This is a genomic window from Rhizorhabdus sp. GW822-FHT03C02 (assembly GCF_058801765.1).
In genome coordinates, this window is record NZ_JBXANN010000004.1 from 86,350 (window position 1) to 106,631 (window position 20,282).

At 68.4% G+C, this 20,282-nt stretch carries 21 protein-coding genes; 8 read left to right on the top strand and 13 right to left on the bottom strand.

The window, feature by feature from the left end; genetic code table 11:
- Positions 1-93: 93 nt before the first annotated feature.
- Positions 94-435: a hypothetical protein gene (locus AC1RM6_RS12830; RefSeq protein WP_493101748.1), complete on the bottom strand. Its 342-nt coding sequence runs from the start codon at positions 433-435 to the stop codon at positions 94-96.
- A gap of 140 nt (positions 436-575) precedes the next feature.
- Here AC1RM6_RS12830 and AC1RM6_RS12835 point away from each other — a divergent pair, with 140 nt between their 5' ends.
- Positions 576-1,103 (top strand): P-loop NTPase family protein, encoded by a 528-nt coding sequence (locus AC1RM6_RS12835; protein WP_493101750.1) that lies wholly within the window; start codon positions 576-578, stop codon positions 1,101-1,103.
- Positions 1,104-1,274: 171 nt separating this feature from the next.
- Positions 1,275-1,529: an antitoxin gene (locus AC1RM6_RS12840; RefSeq protein WP_493101752.1), complete on the top strand. Its 255-nt coding sequence runs from the start codon at positions 1,275-1,277 to the stop codon at positions 1,527-1,529.
- Between the two features lie 225 nt (positions 1,530-1,754).
- Here the strand turns inward: AC1RM6_RS12840 and AC1RM6_RS12845 are convergent, their stop codons facing one another.
- The 5 genes from AC1RM6_RS12845 to cofH all read right to left on the bottom strand — a co-directional run bounded on the left by AC1RM6_RS12845 (position 1,755) and on the right by cofH (position 8,518).
- The gene (locus AC1RM6_RS12845; RefSeq protein ID WP_493101754.1) at positions 1,755-2,975 is read right to left on the bottom strand and encodes a DUF1214 domain-containing protein; all 1,221 of its coding nucleotides are present in this window, start codon (positions 2,973-2,975) and stop codon (positions 1,755-1,757) included.
- Positions 2,976-2,988: 13 nt separating this feature from the next.
- The gene (locus AC1RM6_RS12850; RefSeq protein WP_493101756.1) at positions 2,989-3,801 is read right to left on the bottom strand and encodes a sugar phosphate isomerase/epimerase family protein; all 813 of its coding nucleotides are present in this window, start codon (positions 3,799-3,801) and stop codon (positions 2,989-2,991) included.
- Between the two features lie 10 nt (positions 3,802-3,811).
- Entirely contained in the window at positions 3,812-4,987 is a 1,176-nt protein-coding gene (locus tag AC1RM6_RS12855; protein WP_493101758.1) for a sulfotransferase family protein, read from the bottom strand.
- Positions 4,984-6,108: an LLM class flavin-dependent oxidoreductase gene (locus AC1RM6_RS12860; protein WP_493101760.1), complete on the bottom strand. Its 1,125-nt coding sequence runs from the start codon at positions 6,106-6,108 to the stop codon at positions 4,984-4,986. Before AC1RM6_RS12860 ends, AC1RM6_RS12855 begins: the two co-directional genes overlap by 4 nt.
- Positions 6,109-6,181: 73 nt before the next feature.
- Positions 6,182-8,518, bottom strand: a complete 2,337-nt coding sequence (gene cofH / locus AC1RM6_RS12865; protein ID WP_493101762.1) for a 5-amino-6-(D-ribitylamino)uracil--L-tyrosine 4-hydroxyphenyl transferase CofH — start codon at positions 8,516-8,518, stop codon at positions 6,182-6,184.
- A gap of 143 nt (positions 8,519-8,661) precedes the next feature.
- Here cofH and AC1RM6_RS12870 point away from each other — a divergent pair, with 143 nt between their 5' ends.
- Both AC1RM6_RS12870 and AC1RM6_RS12875 read left to right on the top strand, forming a co-directional pair.
- Positions 8,662-9,765 carry a helix-turn-helix transcriptional regulator gene (locus AC1RM6_RS12870; RefSeq protein ID WP_493101764.1) on the top strand — a complete coding sequence of 368 codons (1,104 nt, stop codon included), beginning with the start codon at positions 8,662-8,664 and terminating at the stop codon, positions 9,763-9,765.
- 151 nt (positions 9,766-9,916) lie between these two features.
- Positions 9,917-10,039, top strand: coding sequence for a hypothetical protein (locus AC1RM6_RS12875; protein WP_493101766.1), 123 nt, complete (start codon positions 9,917-9,919; stop codon positions 10,037-10,039).
- Positions 10,040-10,101: 62 nt separating this feature from the next.
- Here the strand turns inward: AC1RM6_RS12875 and AC1RM6_RS12880 are convergent, their stop codons facing one another.
- The 6 genes from AC1RM6_RS12880 to AC1RM6_RS12905 form a co-directional block, all read right to left on the bottom strand.
- The gene (locus AC1RM6_RS12880) at positions 10,102-10,677 is read right to left on the bottom strand and encodes a nitroreductase family protein (RefSeq protein ID WP_493101768.1); all 576 of its coding nucleotides are present in this window, start codon (positions 10,675-10,677) and stop codon (positions 10,102-10,104) included.
- A 78-nt stretch (positions 10,678-10,755) separates the two neighbouring features.
- Positions 10,756-11,187, bottom strand: a complete 432-nt coding sequence (locus tag AC1RM6_RS12885) for a DoxX family protein (protein ID WP_493101769.1) — start codon at positions 11,185-11,187, stop codon at positions 10,756-10,758.
- Between the two features lie 262 nt (positions 11,188-11,449).
- Entirely contained in the window at positions 11,450-11,719 is a 270-nt protein-coding gene (locus AC1RM6_RS12890) for a PepSY domain-containing protein (RefSeq protein ID WP_493101770.1), read from the bottom strand.
- Positions 11,720-11,774: 55 nt separating this feature from the next.
- Entirely contained in the window at positions 11,775-12,791 is a 1,017-nt protein-coding gene (locus AC1RM6_RS12895; protein WP_493101772.1) for a spore coat protein U domain-containing protein, read from the bottom strand.
- Between the two features lie 118 nt (positions 12,792-12,909).
- The gene (locus AC1RM6_RS12900; protein WP_493101774.1) at positions 12,910-13,725 is read right to left on the bottom strand and encodes an ABC transporter ATP-binding protein; all 816 of its coding nucleotides are present in this window, start codon (positions 13,723-13,725) and stop codon (positions 12,910-12,912) included.
- A complete protein-coding gene (locus AC1RM6_RS12905) occupies positions 13,719-14,711 on the bottom strand; it encodes a FecCD family ABC transporter permease (protein ID WP_493101775.1) in 993 nt (330 codons plus the stop codon). The genes AC1RM6_RS12900 and AC1RM6_RS12905 overlap by 7 nt, the downstream gene beginning before the upstream one ends.
- A gap of 40 nt (positions 14,712-14,751) precedes the next feature.
- On the opposite strand from AC1RM6_RS12905, the gene AC1RM6_RS12910 reads away from it, so the two are divergent.
- The 4 genes from AC1RM6_RS12910 (at position 14,752) to AC1RM6_RS12925 (ending at position 18,651) form a co-directional block, all read left to right on the top strand.
- A complete protein-coding gene (locus tag AC1RM6_RS12910; RefSeq protein ID WP_493101777.1) occupies positions 14,752-15,564 on the top strand; it encodes an ABC transporter substrate-binding protein in 813 nt (270 codons plus the stop codon).
- A gap of 44 nt (positions 15,565-15,608) precedes the next feature.
- A complete protein-coding gene (locus AC1RM6_RS12915; protein ID WP_493101779.1) occupies positions 15,609-16,613 on the top strand; it encodes a threonine ammonia-lyase in 1,005 nt (334 codons plus the stop codon).
- A gap of 199 nt (positions 16,614-16,812) precedes the next feature.
- The gene (locus AC1RM6_RS12920) at positions 16,813-17,274 is read left to right on the top strand and encodes an SRPBCC family protein (protein ID WP_493101781.1); all 462 of its coding nucleotides are present in this window, start codon (positions 16,813-16,815) and stop codon (positions 17,272-17,274) included.
- A 204-nt stretch (positions 17,275-17,478) separates the two neighbouring features.
- Entirely contained in the window at positions 17,479-18,651 is a 1,173-nt protein-coding gene (locus tag AC1RM6_RS12925; RefSeq protein ID WP_493101783.1) for an FAS1-like dehydratase domain-containing protein, read from the top strand.
- A gap of 54 nt (positions 18,652-18,705) precedes the next feature.
- Here the strand turns inward: AC1RM6_RS12925 and AC1RM6_RS12930 are convergent, their stop codons facing one another.
- Entirely contained in the window at positions 18,706-19,980 is a 1,275-nt protein-coding gene (locus AC1RM6_RS12930) for an MFS transporter (protein WP_493101785.1), read from the bottom strand.
- Positions 19,981-20,282 lie beyond the last annotated feature (302 nt).

The following is a 20,282-nucleotide window of genomic DNA, read 5'->3' on the forward strand; positions in this document are numbered from 1 at the left end:
TGTGTATAAGAGACCGCCACAGCGTATCCTGAGTGGGAGGTCGGGCGGGGGAGCGGGCTGGTGCCGCATGCGCCGACAGGCGCATCTCCACGATTACCGGGCCTGGAACTCGTCATAGCTGAGCACGCCGTCATGGTTGCGGTCGAGCTGGTGGAAGGCGGCACGGTCGTTCGGTGCCGACTGGGCGAGCGACGGCGCCGCCGCCCCGATGCCGAGCGCGGCGCCGACGACCCCGGCGGCGACGATCCGCCAGTGCGGGATGCGCCGGCGGGGACGATCGGCGGACGGGGCGATCTGCGCGTCGATGAACAGCCGGATCGCCTCGCTGGCGGTGCGGCCATCCTGCCGGCAATGCGCCATGAACGAGGCCTTCACCTCGTCCGACAGCCTGATCTCGATCGTCTCGTTCTTCTTGGAAGGCCTGGTCGAAGCCATCGGAACTCTCCGCTGTTGCGGGCCGGTTCCTAGCGCATTTGCGGTGCGACGGCTACTCCGTGACGCCGTCTGCCGATATCCCGAGCATCGATCCGGTTGCTACTCTTGCCACGATTCGACGAGCCGCTCTAATTGCGATCATGACCCTCGACGATCTCGGACCGCGCATCTGCATCATCGGGCCGTCGAACAGCGGCAAGTCGACGCTGGCGGTGGCGATCGCGCGTGCCCGCGGGCTGGTGCCGGTTCATCTCGACCAGCTTCACCACAAGCCGAACAGCGACTGGGAGCCGCGGCTGATCGAGGAATTCGTCGCACTGCACGACGCAGCGATCATGGGCGAACGCTGGGTGATGGACGGCAATTATTCGCGCTGCTTTCCGCAGCGCTTCGCGCGGGCCACGGGCATCATCCTGCTCGACGTGCCGACCGCGACCAGCCTGTGGCGCTATGCCCGCCGGTCCTGGCTCGAACGCGAGCGCCATGGCGCGCTGGAGGGCGGCCAGGACAGCGTCAAATGGCTGATGATCCACCATATCCTGTTCGCCACCCGGCAGAGCCGGCGGCGCTACCGGACGATGTTCGCCGACGGCAGCCTGCCGGTGATCCGGCTCGGGACCGCGCGCGAACTGGCGCGCTTCTATCGGGTGGAGGGGCTGGAGCGGTAGCCGCGTGCGGCGCTCGTTAATTCGGTGACAGTGCACTTTTAGCGATGGCGGTCGCTAAAAGTGCACTGTCACCGAATTAAACTGTCACCGAATTAAATGGCCTATCGAGGCATGTGGCCACAAACCCACATTTGTGCTAATGTGTGATCTCACAATCACGCAAGGTGATCCGTGAGCCGCTTGACCATCGACATTACCGACCAGCAGCATCAGACCCTCAAGGCGATGGCGGCGTTGCAGGGCAAGTCGATCAAGCAATATGCCGTCGAACGCCTTTTCCCCAGCCAGGCCGGAGAGGACCAGGCGTGGCAGGAGCTCAAGACGCTGGTGACGCAGCGGATCGCGGACGGGCTGGCGGGGGCGGTTTCCGACAAGGACGTCGATAGCATCGTCGACGAGGAACTGGGGCGGGACAGCCGGGCTTGACCGCCGATTATGTCCTGACGTCCACGGCGGAAGCCGATCTGCGGGATATTGTCCGCTACACGCCCGATCGATGGGGCAGCGCTCGAATATCCGCTGCCATCGAGTTGAGTATAGTGTCCGCGTGATACGTCGCATCAGCGAAGGCTGATGTCATAGCTCTATCCTCGCGCTATACCGCTGGTGACGACAGACATGGGCACCAGCCTTCGCTGGCGCGACGATGTTTCAGAATCGATAGCGCCGCCTGATCCCTTCGAACCGGGCGTGCATCTCGGCGAGCCGGTCTTCGGGGCGTACCGTCGCGCTGTCGGCGGGGAGGGCGGCGGCGAGGGCGGTGCGCTTGACGAGCCGGGAGTCGATCGGCGCCGGGCTGCCGGCGAGCATATGGCGATAGGTGAGGTTGCCGCGTTCGAAGCCCTGGGTGTCGATCCAGTTGGCGAAGCCCGGATCGTCATGGGCGAGCACCAGCCGGACCTTGCCGTCGCTGTCGACCGCGGCGCGGCTCGGGGTGTAGCTGACCGGGCGGTAGAGATAGTCCATGCTGTTGAAGAACACCCCCATGTTCGACAGCATCCAGAGCCCGTCATGCCGGTCGAAGCTGACGATCAGCGCCTCGTCGGGGGCGAGTTGCCAGTGCATGTTGGTCGCCGCGCGGCCGCGCTTGCGGTCATCGTCGGTGTCGGCGCCGGCCGGGAAGCGGTTGGGGTTCGCGGCATCGACCCCGCCATGCGCGAACGGCCATTCGGGCCAGTCGTCCATCAGCCCGGTGACGAAATCGCCCGCCCAGCCCATCGCCTCGATCATCGTCGCAGGCGTCGGCGGCGGCTTGGGACCCTCCATGCCGATCCGCTCGATCAGCATCGTCGCCGGGACTTCGTCCCAACGGTCGAAGCCCTGGCGCAGGAACAGCTTGCGCGTGCCCGGCGTGGTGGGGAGCCAGTTGGGGCCGCGCTCGGGGCCGCCGATGAAGAGCTCGAAACCGCCGTCGGCGTCGGTCTGCAGCTGGTGCCCGAATAGGTTCGCCTCGGGCACGTCGCCGAACGGTTCGTGGAGCGGGGCGAAGCCGCCCGCGGTCAGCGCCGGGCGCGGGCCCTGGACGGTGAAGTTGAGGAAGGGCGCGGTGCCGCGGGTGCCGCTGATCCGATAGGTCGAGCGGCCGTCGATCCACGCCTGGAGATAGACGAAGTCGGCGGCGTCGCCGCCCAGCTTGCGGGTCGGGCCGCAAAAGGCATGGAGCGCGGGATAGCGCGTGTCCCTGGTCTCGAGCGCGAGGTCGAAGGCCTGGCCGAGATTCTGGGTGAGGAAGCGGAAGGCGTCGGCGCGGTGGAGCGGGGTCGCCGGATTGGGATCCTTGAACGCGCGGTCGCCGGCCGCCTGCAGCCGGGTGCAGAAATCGCCCCAGGCCGCGCGCAGCGCCGCGTCGTCACTGCCGTCGCCGAACGCCATCGTCTTTCCTTCCCTAAGCGCCCAATTCGCGCAGCAATTCGCTGACATACAGCCCCGCCCGGCGCACCGCCTCGAACCGGCCCTCCTGGTCGATGCGCGGGCCGAGCAGTTCGAGGTCGAAGCCTCCGGCATAGCCACCGGCGAGCGCGCGGCCGAGGATGTGGCGCAGCGGGATCGCGCCGTCGCCCGGGACCGCGCGCGACGGCAGCGAGCGGTCGCCGAGCACATGGTCGCTGACCTGGATCAGCACGGTGCGCGGCAGTGCCCGGTCCACCAGCGCGTCGAACCCGGCCTCGGTCCAGCAGCCGAACAGGTCGATGCACACGCCGATTCCGGCGACCTCGGCGAGGGTGATGGTGTCGCGCAGGCTGTGGGCCAGATGGATGTCGGCATAGAGGAAGGGCGCATTCTCGATCGACAGGGCGATCCCGGCGGCCTCGGCATGGGCGACGCAGGGCGCGATCGCGGTGGCGAAGGCCTCGGCGGCCTGTTCCCACGGCATCGCGCCGCGGCCGCCGGTCAGCATGTAGATCGACCGTGCGCCGATCGACACGGCGATGTCGATCAGCCGGCACAGCCGGGCGCGGGCCTCGCCCGCATCGTCGCCGCACACCGGCAGCGGCCCGGGGTGGAAGATGTGGGTGAGCGTCTCGACCCGATATCCGTTTTCGGCGATCAGCGCCGCGATCGCGTCGGCATCGCCGTCGAGCAGTTGCGGACTCAGGAAGCTGATCGTCCGCGCGCCCAGATCGCGCCAGTGACCGGCGATCGTCGCGATGTCCGCGCCGGGAAAGCACAGGCTGTTGAACGAGACGCGATCGTGCATCGTCCGGCCCCTATTTGCGCTTTTCGATGTCGATCCCGAACCGTTCGCGGAACGGGGCGAACTCGCGGTGGAGCGTGTCGATATCCTCGCCGATCAGGTCGGTCGAATAGACGAACTTGCCGTGGCGGTCGCCGCGATTGTCGCGCAGATAGGCGCGCATCGCGTCTTCGGCCTCCGCGGTGAAGGGCTTGCCGCTCTTCTCGTAGAAGCCGCGCACCGTGCCGACCGGGTCGGCGACGAAGTCGCTGTAGCGAATATGGTGGATGCGCGGATCGTCGATCAGCGGGTTGGCGAGGGTACCGGCGAAGCTCGCCCGGCTGGCGGCGAGGTGGATCTTCGCCTGTTCGGCCCAGTCGACCTGGCCGGTCATCCCCTCGACCAGGTCGCCCGCCATCTTGATCCGCGACGCGACGATCTGCACCGGGTCGCGGTGGATCCAGGCGATATGGGCGTCGGGATAGGCGTCGAACAATTGCTCGAGGCGCGGGCCGTGGAAGCCCTTGAGCACCCAATATTTCGGTTCGCGCGCATATTGGAACTGCTGAAGCATCATCTTGTGCAGCCGGATCTGCGCCGCGGGATCGATCGGGAGCCCGGCGATCTTCATCCCCATCGGCACCCGCCACCAAGCGGTCGGGGTCATTACCCGGAAATCGAACGCCCAGGTCCGCTCGCATTCGGGCAGGCCGTCGCCGAGCATGTCGTTATAGGGATGGCTGAGCAGCCAGTTGGGGATGGTCGCGATGATGTCGCGCCAGTCGTCGTCGGCCTGCGCGCGGCGCGGATCGTCGGGACCGGCGAGCCCGGGCGGCGGCGACGGGCGCATGATCTCCCAGAAGCGCAGCGAGCGGCCATTGGGATCGACCGACATCAAGGCGTGGAACAAGGTGGTGCCCGAGCGGGGCTCGCCGGTCGCGAACAGCGGCCGGTCGATCACTTCGTCGCCGATCGGATAGCGGTTGCGGTCCTCGAAAAATTCGAGCCGTGAGGTCAGCAGCCCGTGGCAGACCATAGCAGCCTTGCGCTGGCCCTCGGCATCCATGCCGATGCTCTGGAGATAGTCGGCGGCCAGCGCGAAGCGCGCGCGGAAGCTGTCGTCGCCATAATCGTCGAGCCCGGTTTCGGCTTCGGCCGCCGCCAGCATCCGGCCGGCATCGAGGATGTCGCCGCCGATCGTGATGCTCATGCGGCGTCCTCCACCAGCGCCAGCAGTTCGTCTTCGGCCTCGCGGACCTTCGCCGCCGATTTCGCGCTGTAGGCGAGCCCGGCCATGCCGCCATAGTCGAGGATCTTGGGAACCCTGAGCCCGGCGTCGACGAACTGCTTCACCCGCTTTGCGACCTGTTTCGGGGTGCCGTGCGGCAGGATCGCGAGGATCGATTCGGGCACGACCTTGTCGAGCATCGCCAGGATGCGCTCGCGGGTCAGCACGCCGGGGTCGATGTCCTGATAGCCGCGCCAGCTGTCGCCCATCGGATGCTCGTAGCCGAAGGCGCGCATCGTCTCGGCCGAGATCTGCAGCACATAGGCCTTGATCAAGGGCGCCTCGAGGATCTCGGCCAGTTCGGCATCGTCGCCGATCAGGCAGGTCTGGATGAAGGCGGGGACGATCGCGTTGGGATCGCGGCCGGCGCGGTCGGCCGAATTCCTGATGATCTGGAGCTTGCCGGCATAATCCTCGGGGGTCCAGGCGCCCGCCGGCCACCAGCCATCGGCATAGCGGCCGGTGATGTCGAGCATCCGCGGCCCGCCCGCGCCGACCCAGATCCGCGGCGCGCGGCCCTGGTAAAGTTCGGTGTCCATCCGGGCGTGGTGGAGCTTGTAGAACTGGCCCTCGAAATCGACCGGGCCGTCGCTCTCCCACAGCATCCGGATGACCTTGAGCGATTCCTCGAAGCGGCCGACCGGCTTCGAGAAGTCGAACCCATAAGGCACGGTGTTCTCGGTCTCGCCGCTGCCGACGCCGAGGATGAAGCGGCCGTTCGAGAGATGGTCGAGGGTCAGCGCGGTCTGGGCGAGCGAGGCGGGGTGACGGCGCACCGTGTCGACGACGCTGGTCGCGATCGGGACATTCTTCGTCAGCACCGCGGCGGCGCCGGCGACCGCCATCGCGTCGAGATGGCGGTGCGGCGAGGGCGAAAGGGTCGCGAGATCGGTGAATTCGGGGGTCCAGATCGAGTCCGGCCAGAAGCTCACCATATGATCGGGCAGCCAGATCGAATGATAGCGGCCCGAATCGAGATTGGGCAGCGCGGACATGTCGATCGGCAGGGTCGTGCGCAGGAAGGCGGCCGGCTGGACCTTCATCGGGAAACTCTCATCGGCATCTCTCCGGTTCGTGGCGTTTGCCGCCATCCGCCGCGCATGATCGCTGTCGGGATCAGGGCGCGCAGACGGGTGTGGGGGCGGGGGTTGGTTCGGGATCGTCGAGCAGCTTGTAGAGGGTGGTCCGGCGACGCAGCGGCCGGCCGGCCGAGGCGGCGGCGGCGCGCAGATCGTCGACGCTGACCTCCTGGCCATGCGCGGCGCCGGCGGCGCGGCTGATGCTCTCGTTCATCAGCACCCCGCCGAGATCGTTGACCCCGGCGGCGAGACAGGCGGCGGCGCCGTCGAGGCCGAGCTTGACCCACGACACCTGGATCGAATCGATCGCGCCGTGGAGCGCGATCCGGCCGATCGCGTGCATCAGCACAGTCTCGCGCCAGGTCGGCCCGCGCCGCGCCTGGCCGCGCTTGTAGAGCGGCGCTTCCATATGGACGAAGGGCAGCGGCACGAATTCGGTGAAGCCGCCGGTGTCCATCTGCAGCCGGCGGATCGCCAGCAGATGGCGCGCCCAATGTTCGGTGCGGTCGAGATGGCCGAACATGATCGTCGCGGTGGTCGGCAGCCCTACCCCATGCGCGGTGCGGACGACGTCGAGCCATTCGCGGGTGTTGAGCTTGTCGGGGCAGATCAGGTCGCGAACCTCGTCGTCGAGGATCTCGGCGGCGGTGCCGGGCAGCGAGCCGAGCCCGGCGTCCTTGAGCCGCTTGAGATAGTCGCGCACGCTCACCCCGAGGGTCTCGGCGCCCGACGCCACCTCGAGCGGCGAGAAGGCGTGGACGTGCATCTGCGGGCAGGCCTGCTTCACCGCCGCGAGGATGCCGGCATAGGTGTCGCCGGTGTAGCTCGGGTGGATGCCGCCCTGCAGGCAGACCTCGGTCGCGCCCTGCTCCCACGCCTCGACCGCGCGCCCGGCGACCTCCGAATCGGGCAGGACATAGGGCTTGTCGCGGGTCCCGGCCTTGGTCGAGGTCTTCGAGAAGGCGCAGAAGGCGCAGCTATAGGTGCAGATATTGGTGTAGTTGATGTTGCGGTTGACGACATAAGTGACGGTGTCGCCCTTGACCGCGACGCGCAGCGCATCGGCTGCGCGCACCACCGCCTGCGCCGCGCCGTCGCGCGCCGCGAACAGGGTGACGATGTCGGCTTCGGAGAGCTCGTGGCCGTCGGCGGCATGGTCGAGGATGCGGTCGAGCCGGTGATGCGCGGCGAGCGCCGGCGCGCCGAGCGGGCGGCGCGGCGATCCGGGCGCGGGCAGGGTCGTGCCGGGATTCCACTGGCCGTCGCGGGCGAGGCCCTCGGAATCGGCGAGCTTGAGGATCGGGGTGCGGACCGCCGGATCGATCCATTCGGTCGGTGCGGCGACGAAGCGCGGATAGATGGTCAGCCGCTCGACTAGCGGCCGGCCGGCCTCGGCGCAGACCGCCGCCAGCCGCTCGATCTCGGGCCAGGGCGCCTCGGGGTTCACATGGTCGATCGTCACCGGCGAGATGCCGCCCCAGTCGTCGATGCCGGCGTCGAGCAGCGCGTCGAACCGGCCCTCGTTGAGATTGGGGGGCGCCTGCACCGATACGGCGTCGTCGAGGATCAGCCGGGCATAGGCGATCGTGCGGTAGAGCGCGTCGGCGCTCGGCTCGGGGGCGCTCGCCATCTTAGTGCCGGGCTTGGCGCAGAAATTCTGGACGATCACCTCCTGGAGATGACCATGGTCGCGGTGGAGGTCGCGCAGCGCGAACAGCGTGTCGATCCGCTCCTGCTCGGTCTCGCCGATCCCGATCAAGATACCGCTGGTCACCGGGACCCGGGCTTCACCCGCCGCGCGCAGCGAGGCGAGGCGGACGGCGGGCACCTTGTCGGGCGATCCGAAATGCGGGCCGCCGCGTTCGCACAGCCGCTCCGACGCGCTTTCGAGCATCAGCCCGGCCGAGGCCGAAACCGCGCGCAGCCGGCGATAATCGTCGGCGTCGAGGATACCGGCATTGATGTGCGGGAGCAGCCCGGTCTCGCGCAGCACCAGCCGCGCGACATGCTCGACATAGTCGATCGTCCGTTCGAACCCCATCGCCGCGAGCGCCTCGCGTGCCGCGGCATAGCGGCGCTCGGGGGCGTCGCCGAGGGTGAACAAGGCCTCCTTGCAGCCGCGCGACGCGCCTTGGCGGGCGATTTCGAGCACCTGCTCGGGGGTGAGATAGGGCGCCTGGAGCCGGCTCGGCGCCTTGGCGAAGGTGCAATAATGGCAGACATCGGCGCAAAGCTGGGTCAGCGGAATGAAGACCTTGCGTGAATAGCTGGTGCGCGCAGGCCCACGCGCGTCGCGCCGGGCGCGCGCCGCGGCGAGCAGCGCCTCGGTCGGCTGCGCCATGAGATCGCGGCTGATCGCCTGATCGTCGGTCATCGTCTCCATCGCTCCTGTCGGCCGGCACCTGCTGCGCCGTCCGGTTACATTTGCGTACCGGGCGGGTCTTGCATAGAGCGAAGCGGGCGAAACCTCCCATTTGGGAACTATAGCTATCGACAGGGCGAACGATCGGAGCGACGATGCCGGGACATGATCTGCTCGCGCTGCTGCCGGCGCTGTTCGAGGGCGCCTATGAGACGCCGATGTGGTCGGGCTTCCTCGATCGACTGCGCGCCGCGGTCGGCGCCGACTATGCCAGCCTGATCTTCCGCCCGCCGGCGCCGTCGCGTCCGACGCTGGTCCATCTCTATGCGGGCCAGGCCTCGCCCGATGTGCTCGGCCAGCTCTACCGCGACCATCTCCATGAGCGCGACCCGCTGCCCTATCATGAGCTCGAGGAGGGGCGGCTCTACCGGATCGACGAACTGCTGCGCGACGACGATCCGGTCCATGCGGCGTTCCGCGACGACATGCTCGAGCCGAGCGGGATGAACGCGCTGCGGCTGATGCGGCTGATCGAGCCGAGCGGGGTCAATATCTGGCTGACCGTGTCGCGCCGCGAGGGCGATTTCGACCCGCCGCACGACGCGCTGCTCGTCGCGCTGGTGCCCTATGTCCGCACCGCGATGCGCGGCTATGTCGCGCAGGAGCGCCAGCGCTTCACCGCCTCGGTCGCCGAGGAGGCGATCCGCCGGCTCAATTTCGGCTGGATGACGCTCGATACCGCGGGCCGGGTGCTCGACGCCGATCCGCAGGGCGCGCGGCTGCTGACCGGCATGGGGCTGTTGCGGCAGGGGCGGGGCGACCGGCTGGTGATGGCGGCGGCGCCGCTGGGCCGCGAGATATCCGAGGCGGTGCGGCTGCTCGCTGGACGGCCCGAGGCGCGGCCGCGTGCGCTGGTGCTCAGCCGCGATCCCTGGCTCGACATGCTGCTGGTGCCGACCAACCGCAAGTCGGTGGCGGGCGCGCCGGCCGCGGCGGTGGTCGCCTATGTCCATGGCGACAGCTGGACCTCGGCCGATCGCTGCGACCAGCTCGCCGAGCTGTTCGAGCTGCCGGCGAGCGAGGCGCGGCTGGCGCTCGCGCTCAGCCGCGGTATGTCGATCGCCGAGGCCGCGACCGAACTCGGCCTGACCGTCGAGACCGCGCGCAACTATTCGAAGCGGATCTACGCCAAGACCGGCGCGCGCGGGCTGCCCGATCTGGTGCGCTTCATCCACCGCAGCGTGCTGGCGATCGCCTGATTGCCAAGCACCCCTTGCGGGGCGTATCGCGGGACATCGCCGCCAATCAGCCTGCAGGCCGGTCGCGACCGGGCGCCGTCATGCGCTCCGCTTGCCCGTCGGATCTGTCCCGTTCCAGCGACCGCCGACCGCATTCCCGAAGGAAGATGATATGGCCAAGGGTCAGCAGAAGAAGAGCAAGGAAGCCCGCAAGCCCAAGAAGGAGGCGCCGGCCAAGGGCAACGCGTCCAACCCGTCGCTCAAGGGCACGCTCGCGAACATCAACAAGAGCTGAGCGTGAAAAGGGCGCCCCCGGCCGATGCCGGAGGCGCCCTCTCTCACCGGGCTGGTAGGAGATCAGCCCGGGAAATTGCCGGCGAACGCGATCTCGTCGATCGGCTTGCGTGGGCTCGCGGCCTTGTTCTCGCGCTGCTGGAGCTGCTCGGGCAGATTCGAGACGTCGCCCTGGCGGCCGACGACCGCGGCGGCGTCGACACGATAGCCCTCGGGCACGCCCAGTTCCTTGGTCGCGGCGGCGAAATCGACGCCGGACATGCCGTGCGCCTGAAGGCCGAGCCTGGTCGCCTGGAGCGCGAGCGACATCCAGGCGGCGCCGGTGTCGAAGCTGTGGGTGTGGTTGGCGCTGTCGCCCATATGGGTCTTCGACACGAAGAAGATCAGCACGCCCGCGTCCTTCGCCCAGCTCTGGTTGAACGGCACCAGCACGCTCAGGAACCGGTCCCAGTTGGCGTCGCCCTGCTCGGCGTAGAGCAGGGTCCAGGGCTGATGGTTATAGGCCGAAGGCGCCCAGCGCGCGGCATCGAACAATGTGCGCAGCTCGTCCTGGCTGAGCTTGCTGCCGTCATAGGCGCGCGGGCTCCAGCGCTCGAGGAACAGCGGGTCGAGCTGGGTGTCGGTGGTGCGTTCGGTCATGTCGGTCTCCTACAGACGGGAAAAAGGGGTGCCCGGGCCGCCCAAAGGGGAAGGCAACCCGGGCCGGGGGAGGGAATATCAGCGCCGTGCGTCGATGCTGTAACGACCGGCGCCGAAGGCGACAATCTGCAGCAGGCCGCCGGCGATCGCGACATTCTTGAAGAAGTGGATGAACTGGTTCTGGTCGCCGAGATTGTTGTGGAAGGCCAATGCGGTCGCGATCGAGAAGAGCGCGATGAAGCCCGCGACCAGCCGGGTGCGATAGCCGGCGATCAGCGCGAGGCCACCGACGATCTCGACCAGCACCGCGATCGCATAGCCGACCTCGGCGAAGGGCAGGCCGACCGACTTGATATAGCCGATCGTGTAGGCGGGGGCGGCGATCTTCGACAGGCCGCTGAGCAGGAAGATCGAGGCGAGGCCGATGCGGCCGATCAGCGGCAGCGCGGCGGTGGCGGCCGAGCTGTCGAGGCCGGTGCGGGGGGCGGAGGCGGTGATGGACTGGGTCATGTGATGAACTCCCTGACGGCAGTTTCACCACCATGGTGTCGCTGCCTTGCCGGACCTATTTGGACCGTCCGAGGCTCGGCAGGGAGCCGAATAAAATCAAACAAATCTTTCTAATATGTTGAAATGTTGGAGGGCCTCTCCCGTCGCCCCAGCGAAGGCTGGGGTCCATGTCTGTTTCCACAGGCAATGGCCGCGCGAGAGGAGATAGCCATGGGCCCCAGCCTTCGCTGGGGCGACGGATATTGGAAGTCGTTCGTTCCCCTCAATCCCCGTCCTTCTTGACGATGCCATAGCCGTTCGGGCTGAGCTGGAGATCATAGGTCTTGCCATCGATCGCGCGGGCGTCGTCGACCTTCCAGATCGGACCGTCCTCGTCATATTCGATCTTGTTCCAGCTCTTGAAACCCTCGGCGGTGAGCTTGGCGGCGATCGCCTGGGCCTCTTCCTTGCTGGGGCCGCGATCAGCGAAGGCGGGGGTGGCGATCACCAGTGCGAGCAGCGGCGCGCAGGCGAGGATGGGGGTACGCGACATGCGGATTCTCCATGTGGTTCCGCACGTCGAACCGATCATGCCGCGACGCGGTTCCCTATTTCACCGAATAGGGGATCGAGATCGTATAGGAGGACAGCGCCGCCATTGCGCCCTGCGGGCGGAAGCGGATGCGGTTGACCGAGGCCCAGGTCGCGGGTGTCCCGAGCGTCGGATAATAGGTCCAGGTCGTGCCGCCGTCGGACGAGAAATCGACATTGTCGCCGGTGTCGGTGGGCGAGACATAGCTCAACGTCAGCGTCGAGGCGGGCGAGCCTTCGCTGGTCTGGACGACCGCGCCGCCGGTGCCGTCGCCGTCGAGCGCGACGATCATCGTCGACGGGGTGGGCAGCACGACCTTGAGGGTGTTGGCCTCGACCGGAACGATATCGGGGTTGGTGACGGTCAGCCGCAGCCGCCTTTTGCTCAGCGGGATCGCCTTGGGATTGCTGCTGCCCTCGACGATGTTCCAGGTCGCGGTGCCGACATCGACGCTGACCGTCGGCGGCTTGGCCTGGACGACGAGGGTGACGTTGACCGTCACCGACTTGCTGCCCTGGTCGGGCGTGCCGATACAGGCGCCGAGCGCGCCGATCCCCGAGCAGAACAGCCAGTCCCATTTGATCGAGAAGCTGCCGCTATAGGTGCCCGGGGTGACGAAGCCGCTGCTCGCCAGCTTGAAATAGACCGGCACGTCGATCGCCCCGTTGCCGCCGAGGTTGAGCAGGTTGAGTATGGTGCCGTTGATATAATAAGCCGACACCCCCGGCTTGAGCTCGTTGGTGCCGGTGTCGTCGGCGTAGAGCTTGTAAGTGACGACGTCGCTGGTGCCCGCGGCGGTGAGCTGCAGGGTGGTGCCGCTGGCGACGGTCGCCTTGAGGAAATTGCCGCTGAGCAGGGTCAGGATGTTGGTGCTGCTGCAGCTGAACCCGCCCAGGGTCTTGGTATAGGGCACCATTCCGGCTTTGATCGCCGATGGCGAGAAGCTGGTGCCGACGGTGACATTGGTCGGGGTCGCCACGTCGCACGCCAGCGCATTCGCCGACCACAGGGCGGCGAACAGGGCCAGGATCATGCGGACCGCCCGGTCGGCCGATATCAGCCTGCAGGGATTGGGGTTCGACGGCATCGTCGACGGGCATGCCGCGCGACCCTTACCAGCTGTTGAACGTCTGGCCGGATGGTGCCCGATGCTAGACCAATGGATGAGGCTTCGCGTGCTGAGGCGCACTCTCGCGGGTCAATGCCAGCGGCACCACCAACGGACCGTCGCCGTCGCGGTCGATGCGCGCGCGGATGCCGTAGACCGTCGCGAGCCGATCGGCGGTCAGCACCGCGTCGGGGGTGCCGTCGCAGACGAGCCGGCCCTGGTGAAGCAGCAGCAGCCGGTCGCAATGGCGCGCGGCCATCGTCAGGTCATGGAGCACCGCGATCACCAGCGCGCCGGCGCGCGCCTGTTCGGCGAGCAGCTCCATCACCTCGATCTGGTGGCCGGGATCGAGCGAGGCGAGCGGTTCGTCGGCGATCAGCACCGGCGCCTCGACCGCCAGCGCACGGGCGAGATGGACCCGCATCCGCTCGCCGCCCGACAGTTTCGTCGCGTCGCGCTCGCGCAGCTTGCCGACATCGGCGCGGCGGATCGCCCGGTCGATCGCGGCGCGATCGGCGTCCGAGATCCGCGAATAAGGCGCGAGGTGCGGCAGCCGGCCGAGCGCGACCAGCCGCTCGACCGACAGCGGCCAGTGGAGCGACTGGCCCTGCGGCAGATAGGCGATCGTCCGCGCGATCGCCGCGCGGCGCATCGCCGCGACGTCGGTGCCGTCGAGCGTCACCCGGCCCGTAGCGGGCGCGACCAGCCCGAGCATCGCCCGCGCCAGCGTCGACTTGCCGGCGCCATTGGGGCCGATCACCCCGACCAGCGCGCCGGGTTCGAGCTGCGCGTCGATGCCGTGGAGCACCGGGCGATGGCCGAGCGCCACGTCGAGAGCTTCGATGCGGATCGTCACCATAGCCGCCGCTCGCGCATCAGGTGGACGAGAAACACCGGGACGCCCAGAAAGGCGGTGACGACCCCGAGCTTCAATTCGCTGCTCGCCGGGATGATCCGCACCGCGACGTCGGCGAGCGTCAGCAATGCCGCGCCGCCGAGTGCCGAGGGGATCAGGATCGCCGACGGGCTGCGGTCGGTGAGCGGGCGGATCAGATGCGGCACGATCAACCCGACGAAGCCGATCGCCCCCGACACCGCGACCGCGCCGCCGACCCCGATCGCGACCCCGAGCAGCAGCCGCAGCCGGGTCGCGCGCAGATCGGCACCGAGCGCCTGCGCGCCTTCCTCGCCGAGGCTGAGCGCGTCGAGCGCGCGCCCGTCCCACAGCAGCAGGACGAGGCCGATCGCGATGCAGGGGAGCGCGATCCGGACATGGTCGAACGACCGGTCCTCGAGCGAGCCGAGCAGCCAGGTCATGATCTCCATCGCCGCGAACGGGTTGGGCGACAGGTTGAGCGCGAGGCTGATCCCGGCGCCGGCGATGGTCGCGACCGCGATGCCGGCGAGGATCAGGGTGAGCGGGCTTTCGGCGCCGCCCGCCAGCACGAACAGCAGCCCGAGCGCGAGCAGCGCGGCGAGGATCGCCAGCGCCGGCAGCACCGCCGGATGGAGCCCCGCCAGCCCGAAATAGAGCGCGATCACCGCGCCCAGCGCGGCGGCGTTCGAGGCGCCGAGCACCGAGGGTTCGGCGAGCGGGTTGCGCAGATAGCCCTGGAGCGCGGCGCCGGCGAGGCCGAGCATCGCCCCGACCGCGAGGCCGAGGATCGCGCGCGGCAGCCGCAGCTCGAACAGGATGATGCGGGCGATCGGGTCGCCATGGCCGGTCAGCGCTGCGGCGATCCGCGTCTCGCCGAGCGGGGCGGTGCCGATGACGATCGAGAGCACCGCCGCGAGCAGGCAGAGCCCGAGCAGCGATCCGATCAGCAACGGCCGGGACGATGTCATGGGGTCTTGCCCTAACCGGCCGGCCCCGCAATGAGAAGCCATGTTCGCCCGTCTGCTCCTCGCCTGGCTGTCGGCGCTGCTGCTCGCGTCGGCGACGGCGGTACAGGCCGCGCCGCGCCGGATCGTCTCGCTCAACATGTGCGCCGACCAACTGCTGCTGCGGCTCGCCGACCGCAATCAGATCACCGCGCTGACCGATCTTGCCGGCGATCGCTGGATGTCGGCCGAGCGCGACCGGGCGAAGGGGCTGAAGACAATCCATGGCGCGGCCGAGGATGTGCTCGCGCTCGACCCCGACCTGATCGTCGCCAGCCCGGGGCGCTGGAGCGGACCGGTCGCGGCGATGGGCGGGCGGCGGACCCCGGTGCTCGAACTGAATTTCGCCAACAGCTATGGCGATATCGTCGACCAGATCCGCATGGTCGCCAAGGCGGTCGGCCATCCCGACCGCGGCGAGGCGCTGATCGCGCGGATGGCCGCCGATCTCGCGGCGATCCCGCGGACGCGGCGCGCGCCGGTCGCGGCTTATTATCAGCGGCGCGGCTATCTGACCGGGCAGGGAACGCTGATCGACGACCTGATGCGCCGGGTCGGCGTCCGCAACCTCGCGACCATCCTCGGCAAGCCGATGCTGTCGCGGATGTCGGTCGAGGAGATGGTCGCGGCGCAGCCCGATTATCTGATCGTCGAGACGACGTCGGACCATGTCGACGACCAGGGCACCGAAATGCTCCACCACCGCGCGCTCGCCGGCATCCCGCGGCTGCGGGTGCCCGAGGCATGGACGATCTGCGGCGGGCCCGCCTATGTCCTCGCGGCGCGGACGCTCGCCGCCCAGTTGCGGGGACGGTGAGGACCGCTCTGTACCGCAGTCGCCGCCAATGCCATGAAAGTCGCATGACCAGCCCGAACCCGTCCTTCGCCATCACCGCCGCCGATGTCCGCGATGCCGCGGTGCTGCTGCGCGGCCATGCGGTGCACACGCCGCTGCTCGAAAATGCCGCGCTCAACGATCGGATCGGGCGGCGGGTGCTGATCAAATATGAAGGGCTGCAGCACACCGGGTCGTTCAAGTTCCGCGGGGCCTATAACCGGCTGGCGCGGATCGCGCCCGCGGCACGGGCGGCGGGGGTGGTCGCCTGGTCGTCGGGCAATCACGCCCAGGGGGTCGCGGCGGCGGCGAAGCGGCTCGGGATGAAGGCGACGATCGTGATGCCGGCCGATGCCCCTGCGATCAAGATGCGCAACACCCGCGATCTCGGTGCCGACATCGTCACCTATGACCGCGCGACCGAGAACCGCGAGGCGATCGCGACCGCGCTCGCCGCCGAGCGTGGCGCGACGCTGGTGCCCTCCTACGACGATCCGCTGGTGATGGCCGGGCAGGGGACGATCGGGCTCGAGATCGTCGAACAGGCCGGGGCGGCCGGGGCGCGGCTCGGCCAGTTGCTCGTCTGCTGCGGCGGCGGCGGGCTGATCTCGGGGATCGCCACCGCGGTGAAGGACAGGCTGCCCGATATCGCGATCTTCGCGGTCGAACCGGCGGCGTTCGACGACACCGCGCGGTCGCTGGCGAGCGGCGTGCGCGAGGCGGTGGCGACGGGCGCCGCGTCGATCTGCGACGCGCTGTTCGCGCCGAGTCCGGGCGAGCTGACCTTTCCGATCAACCGCGCGCTGCTCGCGGGCGGGCTCGTCGTCGACGACGAGCAGGTCCGGGCGGCGGTGCGCTTCGCGTTCGACACGCTCAAGCTGGTCGTCGAACCCGGCGGGGCGGTCGCGCTGGCGGCGCTGCTGCACGGGGTGGCGCCCGAACCGGCTGCCGACGGCGGCGACGACGTGGCGATCGTGATGTCGGGCGGCAATGTCGATCCGGAGATGTTCGCGGCGATATTGGCGGGCTGAAATGTCGATGCTCCCCATCGCAGATGGGGAGGTGGCGCCGAAGGCGACGGAGGGGGGTCTGCGATCCGCGAGCGCCGCGATCGCCGTACGAAGAACCCCTCCACCGCTATGCGGTCCCCCTCCCCATCTGCGATGGGGAGGATCAGAAGGAAGCCGACGAAACGGATATGCGAATGTCATGAGCGGGCAGGAGAGGGACATGATGACACAGGTTGGCGGGCGGCCGGACGGGACCGCGATCGAGGACAGCATCGTCATCGAGGCATCGGCCGAGGCGGTCTGGGCGGTGCTCGCCGACGTCGACGGCTGGGGGCGATGGAACCCGGTCTATTCCGAGGCGCACGGGACGATGGCGCCGGGCGGGACGATCGCGATGACGATCCGGCTGCCAGGCATGAAGCCGCAGAAGTCGGTAGCGAAGATCTTCCGCTGCGTGCCGGGCCGCGAGGTGCAGTTCGGCGCCAGCGTGTTCGGAGGGCTGCTGCGCGCGACCCGCTATATCGAGATCGCGCAGCAGGCGCCCGGACGCTGCACGATTGTCAATGGCGAGGCCTTTGCCGGGCTGCTCGGCGGGCTGATGGCGCGCAGGATCGGCCCGCGGATCGCCGAGGGATTGCGGCTGGCCAGCGCGGGGCTGAAGCGGGCGGCCGAGGCGCCCTGACCGGCCGCGGCCGATCGCCGATTGTCCGAATGCGTCAAGTATCGTCCGGTCGCCACGCCTAGGGTCCGGGCCTGTCCGACGCCGTCATGGCCGACAATGCCCGTGCGATGAATTGCATGGGGGAGGGCCGGGTGCTTTCCTCCGCGCGACGCATCGGTGATGCTGTCGGCCGGCCAGGAAAAGACTCTCGACAGGAGAAGATGTGTGACGACCCCGACGCTCGACTGTTCCGACATCGATCAATATCTCGGCAAGCCGATGCAGCCCGCCCGCATGGTCGAGCCGATCGCCAACAACGATATCCGCCGCTGGGCGCAGGCGATGCATTATCCCAACCGGCTCCATTATGACGCGGGCTATGCCGCGCAGAGCCGCTGGGGCAAGCTGATCGCGCCGCAGAGCTTCCCGGTGACGATGGACTGCGCGCACGGATCGGCGCCGGCCTGCGTCGGCGGCATCCCCAATTCGCACCTGCTGTTCGGCGGCGACGAATGGTGGTTCTACGGCCCGCGGATGAAGGGCGGCGACCGGATCTGGAACGAGCGGATTCCGTTCGACTACTCGATCAAGGACACCTCGTTCGCCGGCCCGACCTGTTTCCAGCGCGGCGACAATTTCTATTACAACCAGGACGGCGACCTGATCGCCAAGCAGCGGTCGACGACGATCCGCTACAGCCAGTCGGCGGGCAAGGAGAATACCCCGACCGAAGGCCTCGAGGATCCGGAGTGGAGCGACGACGAGCTCGAGAAGCTCGAGGATCGCAAGTTCGAGTGGATCAAGATGCTCCACGACCTCGGGCATGACCGCCGCTGGTGGGACGATGTCGTCGTCGGCGACGCGCTGCCCGAGCGGGTGTTCGGGCTTCACACCGTCGCCTCCTTCGCCACCGAGTGGCGCGCCTACACCTTCACCACCTGGGGCGGCACCCATCGCCGCACCGACCTCGACATGGAGGCGCTCGGCTTCGTCAAGGAAATGGCGGGGCACGAGAACGACCCGGTCATGGAGGCGATCAACCCCGAACTGACCGACGGCGCCTATATCGGGCCGTCGCGCGGCCACCTCTTCCCGCGCTGGGCGCGCTTCATCGGCATGCCGCGGGCCTATGGCTATGGTGCGTCGATGGGTGCGTGGATCACCGACTATTTCACCGGCTGGGCCGGCGAATGGGGCATGCTGCGCCACACCGTCTGTTCGTATCGCGGACCAGCGCTGAGCGGCGACATCACGATCCAGACCGGCAAGATCCTCGACAAATATGTCGACGAGGACGGCCGCCACATCGTCGCGGTCGACTGCAAGATGGTCAACCAGCTCGGCAAGATCCTGTCGACCGCCAAGGCCGAGATCGAGCTGCCGAAAAAGCCTGCCTGATCGACGGGCGATAAGAGCCGGCGCCTCCCAACGGGGGCGCCGGCTTTTTTGCGTCTATATGCCGCTGCGCAGTTCGGTTTCCTCGATCGCGACCACCGGCGGCGTCGGCCCGCGCGGCCCCATCCGGATATAGGGCACGACGAACATCATCCCGGCGGCGAGCGCCGCGAAGGCGAGGAACACCGCATCGTAGCTGCCGGTGACGTCGAAGATCCGGCCGAAGATCGGCGGGGTGGCGAGCAGCGCGCACAGCATCACCATGTTGAGCAGGCCGGAGACCCGGCCGACCACCGCGACGCCGTAGATCTTCGGGATCAGCAGCCCCTGCAGCGGCACCATCAGCCCGCCGAAGCCGCCGACCAGGCCGACGCCGAGCGCGATCACCGCATAGCCGGCCTCGGCGCGGGTCAGGCAGGCCATGCCGGTCGCGAAGCCGACCAGGCTGGCGAACATCAGCACCCGCAGATTCACCCGATCGGCGATAGCGGCGAAGCCGAGTTTGGCGACGAAGCCGCACACCGCGAAGATCGAGATCAGCAGCGCCGCGACATTGGCCTGGATGCCCTGGTCGAGCGCGAGCGGAACCAGGTTGGTGACCATCCCCTTCATCCCCGACAGGATCACCGCGAACAGGGCGGTCGCGCACCAGAAGGTCGGATCGCCGAAGATCATCGCGGTGGTCAGCCGCGGCGCGGGGCCATCGGCGCGGACGATCGCGGGCGCCTCGGCGTCGCCGTCGGGATGGAGGCCGCGGTCGGCGGGCCGGGCGACGATCAGCGCGATCGCCACCACACAGCAAACGAAAATGATCAGCGCGAGCAGCCGCATCGCCTCGCGCCAGGCGAAGTTGTCGAGCAGCGCCTGGATTAGCGGCGGGAAGACGAAGCCGCCGACCGCGACCCCGGTGATCGCGAGCCCGATCGCCGCCCCGCGCCGCCGCACGAACCAGCGCGAGATATGGACCGAGGTCGCCATCGGCCCGGTCAGCACATTGGCGCCGGCCATGAACAGCCCGTAGATGATCAGCACCTGGACGATCGAGGTCGCGAAGGAGAGTGCGAGAAAGCCCGCGACCAGCAAAGCCGCGCCGAGCATCAGCAGCCGTCGCACCGGCACCCGGTCCATCAGATTGCCGACCAGCGGCGACATGATCGCGGTGCCGCCCGACAACAGGGTCATCGCCAGCATCAGCACCATCCGGCTCGGATGGAATTCCTTCGCCAGCGGCACGGCGAGGACGCTGAACGCCGAGGCGATCATCGCCCCCACCGCCAGAAATATCGCGCAGGCCGTCACCTGACGCCAGCCGACCCCGAATCCCGTTGTCATGGCTCATCCTCTCTCTGCTTTTATGCGATCTTATCAACCGAACCGGCCGCCGAGGGGAAGCGGTATTTTTCGCACTGGCGAACGGAAGTTCGGAAATTCTGGAGGGGTGGACGGCGAGGCGGGGGCGCATCGACCCGTCACCCCGGATTTGTTCCCATGGTGCGACTTAACCGCGATGGCGCCTCTTCTGCCCCTCTCCCGCTCTTCGCGTGAGCGTGAGGCGGTCGGTTCTGCCCCCGGCAGAACCTAAGTTATGCCGGGGGCATAACTTACCGCTCACGGGGTGAGGGTCTTCTTCTTCT

Bases quoted from the DNA above. Each gene is read 5' to 3' on its own strand.
- AC1RM6_RS12830 (WP_493101748.1), bottom strand. From the start codon at position 435: ATGGCTTCGACCAGGCCTTCCAAGAAGAACGAGACGATCGAGATCAGG.
- AC1RM6_RS12835 (WP_493101750.1), top strand. From the start codon at position 576: ATGACCCTCGACGATCTCGGACCGCGCATCTGCATCATCGGGCCGTCG.
- AC1RM6_RS12845 (WP_493101754.1), bottom strand. From the start codon at position 2,975: ATGGCGTTCGGCGACGGCAGTGACGACGCGGCGCTGCGCGCGGCCTGG.
- AC1RM6_RS12850 (WP_493101756.1), bottom strand. From the start codon at position 3,801: ATGCACGATCGCGTCTCGTTCAACAGCCTGTGCTTTCCCGGCGCGGAC.
- AC1RM6_RS12855 (WP_493101758.1), bottom strand. From the start codon at position 4,987: ATGAGCATCACGATCGGCGGCGACATCCTCGATGCCGGCCGGATGCTG.
- AC1RM6_RS12860 (WP_493101760.1), bottom strand. From the start codon at position 6,108: ATGAAGGTCCAGCCGGCCGCCTTCCTGCGCACGACCCTGCCGATCGAC.
- cofH (WP_493101762.1), bottom strand. From the start codon at position 8,518: ATGACCGACGATCAGGCGATCAGCCGCGATCTCATGGCGCAGCCGACC.
- AC1RM6_RS12870 (WP_493101764.1), top strand. From the start codon at position 8,662: ATGCCGGGACATGATCTGCTCGCGCTGCTGCCGGCGCTGTTCGAGGGC.
- AC1RM6_RS12875 (WP_493101766.1), top strand. From the start codon at position 9,917: ATGGCCAAGGGTCAGCAGAAGAAGAGCAAGGAAGCCCGCAAGCCCAAG.
- AC1RM6_RS12880 (WP_493101768.1), bottom strand. From the start codon at position 10,677: ATGACCGAACGCACCACCGACACCCAGCTCGACCCGCTGTTCCTCGAG.
- AC1RM6_RS12885 (WP_493101769.1), bottom strand. From the start codon at position 11,187: ATGACCCAGTCCATCACCGCCTCCGCCCCCCGCACCGGCCTCGACAGC.
- AC1RM6_RS12890 (WP_493101770.1), bottom strand. From the start codon at position 11,719: ATGTCGCGTACCCCCATCCTCGCCTGCGCGCCGCTGCTCGCACTGGTG.
- AC1RM6_RS12895 (WP_493101772.1), bottom strand. From the start codon at position 12,791: ATGATCCTGGCCCTGTTCGCCGCCCTGTGGTCGGCGAATGCGCTGGCG.
- AC1RM6_RS12900 (WP_493101774.1), bottom strand. From the start codon at position 13,725: ATGGTGACGATCCGCATCGAAGCTCTCGACGTGGCGCTCGGCCATCGC.
- AC1RM6_RS12905 (WP_493101775.1), bottom strand. From the start codon at position 14,711: ATGACATCGTCCCGGCCGTTGCTGATCGGATCGCTGCTCGGGCTCTGC.
- AC1RM6_RS12910 (WP_493101777.1), top strand. From the start codon at position 14,752: ATGTTCGCCCGTCTGCTCCTCGCCTGGCTGTCGGCGCTGCTGCTCGCG.
- AC1RM6_RS12915 (WP_493101779.1), top strand. From the start codon at position 15,609: ATGACCAGCCCGAACCCGTCCTTCGCCATCACCGCCGCCGATGTCCGC.
- AC1RM6_RS12920 (WP_493101781.1), top strand. From the start codon at position 16,813: ATGATGACACAGGTTGGCGGGCGGCCGGACGGGACCGCGATCGAGGAC.
- AC1RM6_RS12930 (WP_493101785.1), bottom strand. From the start codon at position 19,980: ATGACAACGGGATTCGGGGTCGGCTGGCGTCAGGTGACGGCCTGCGCG.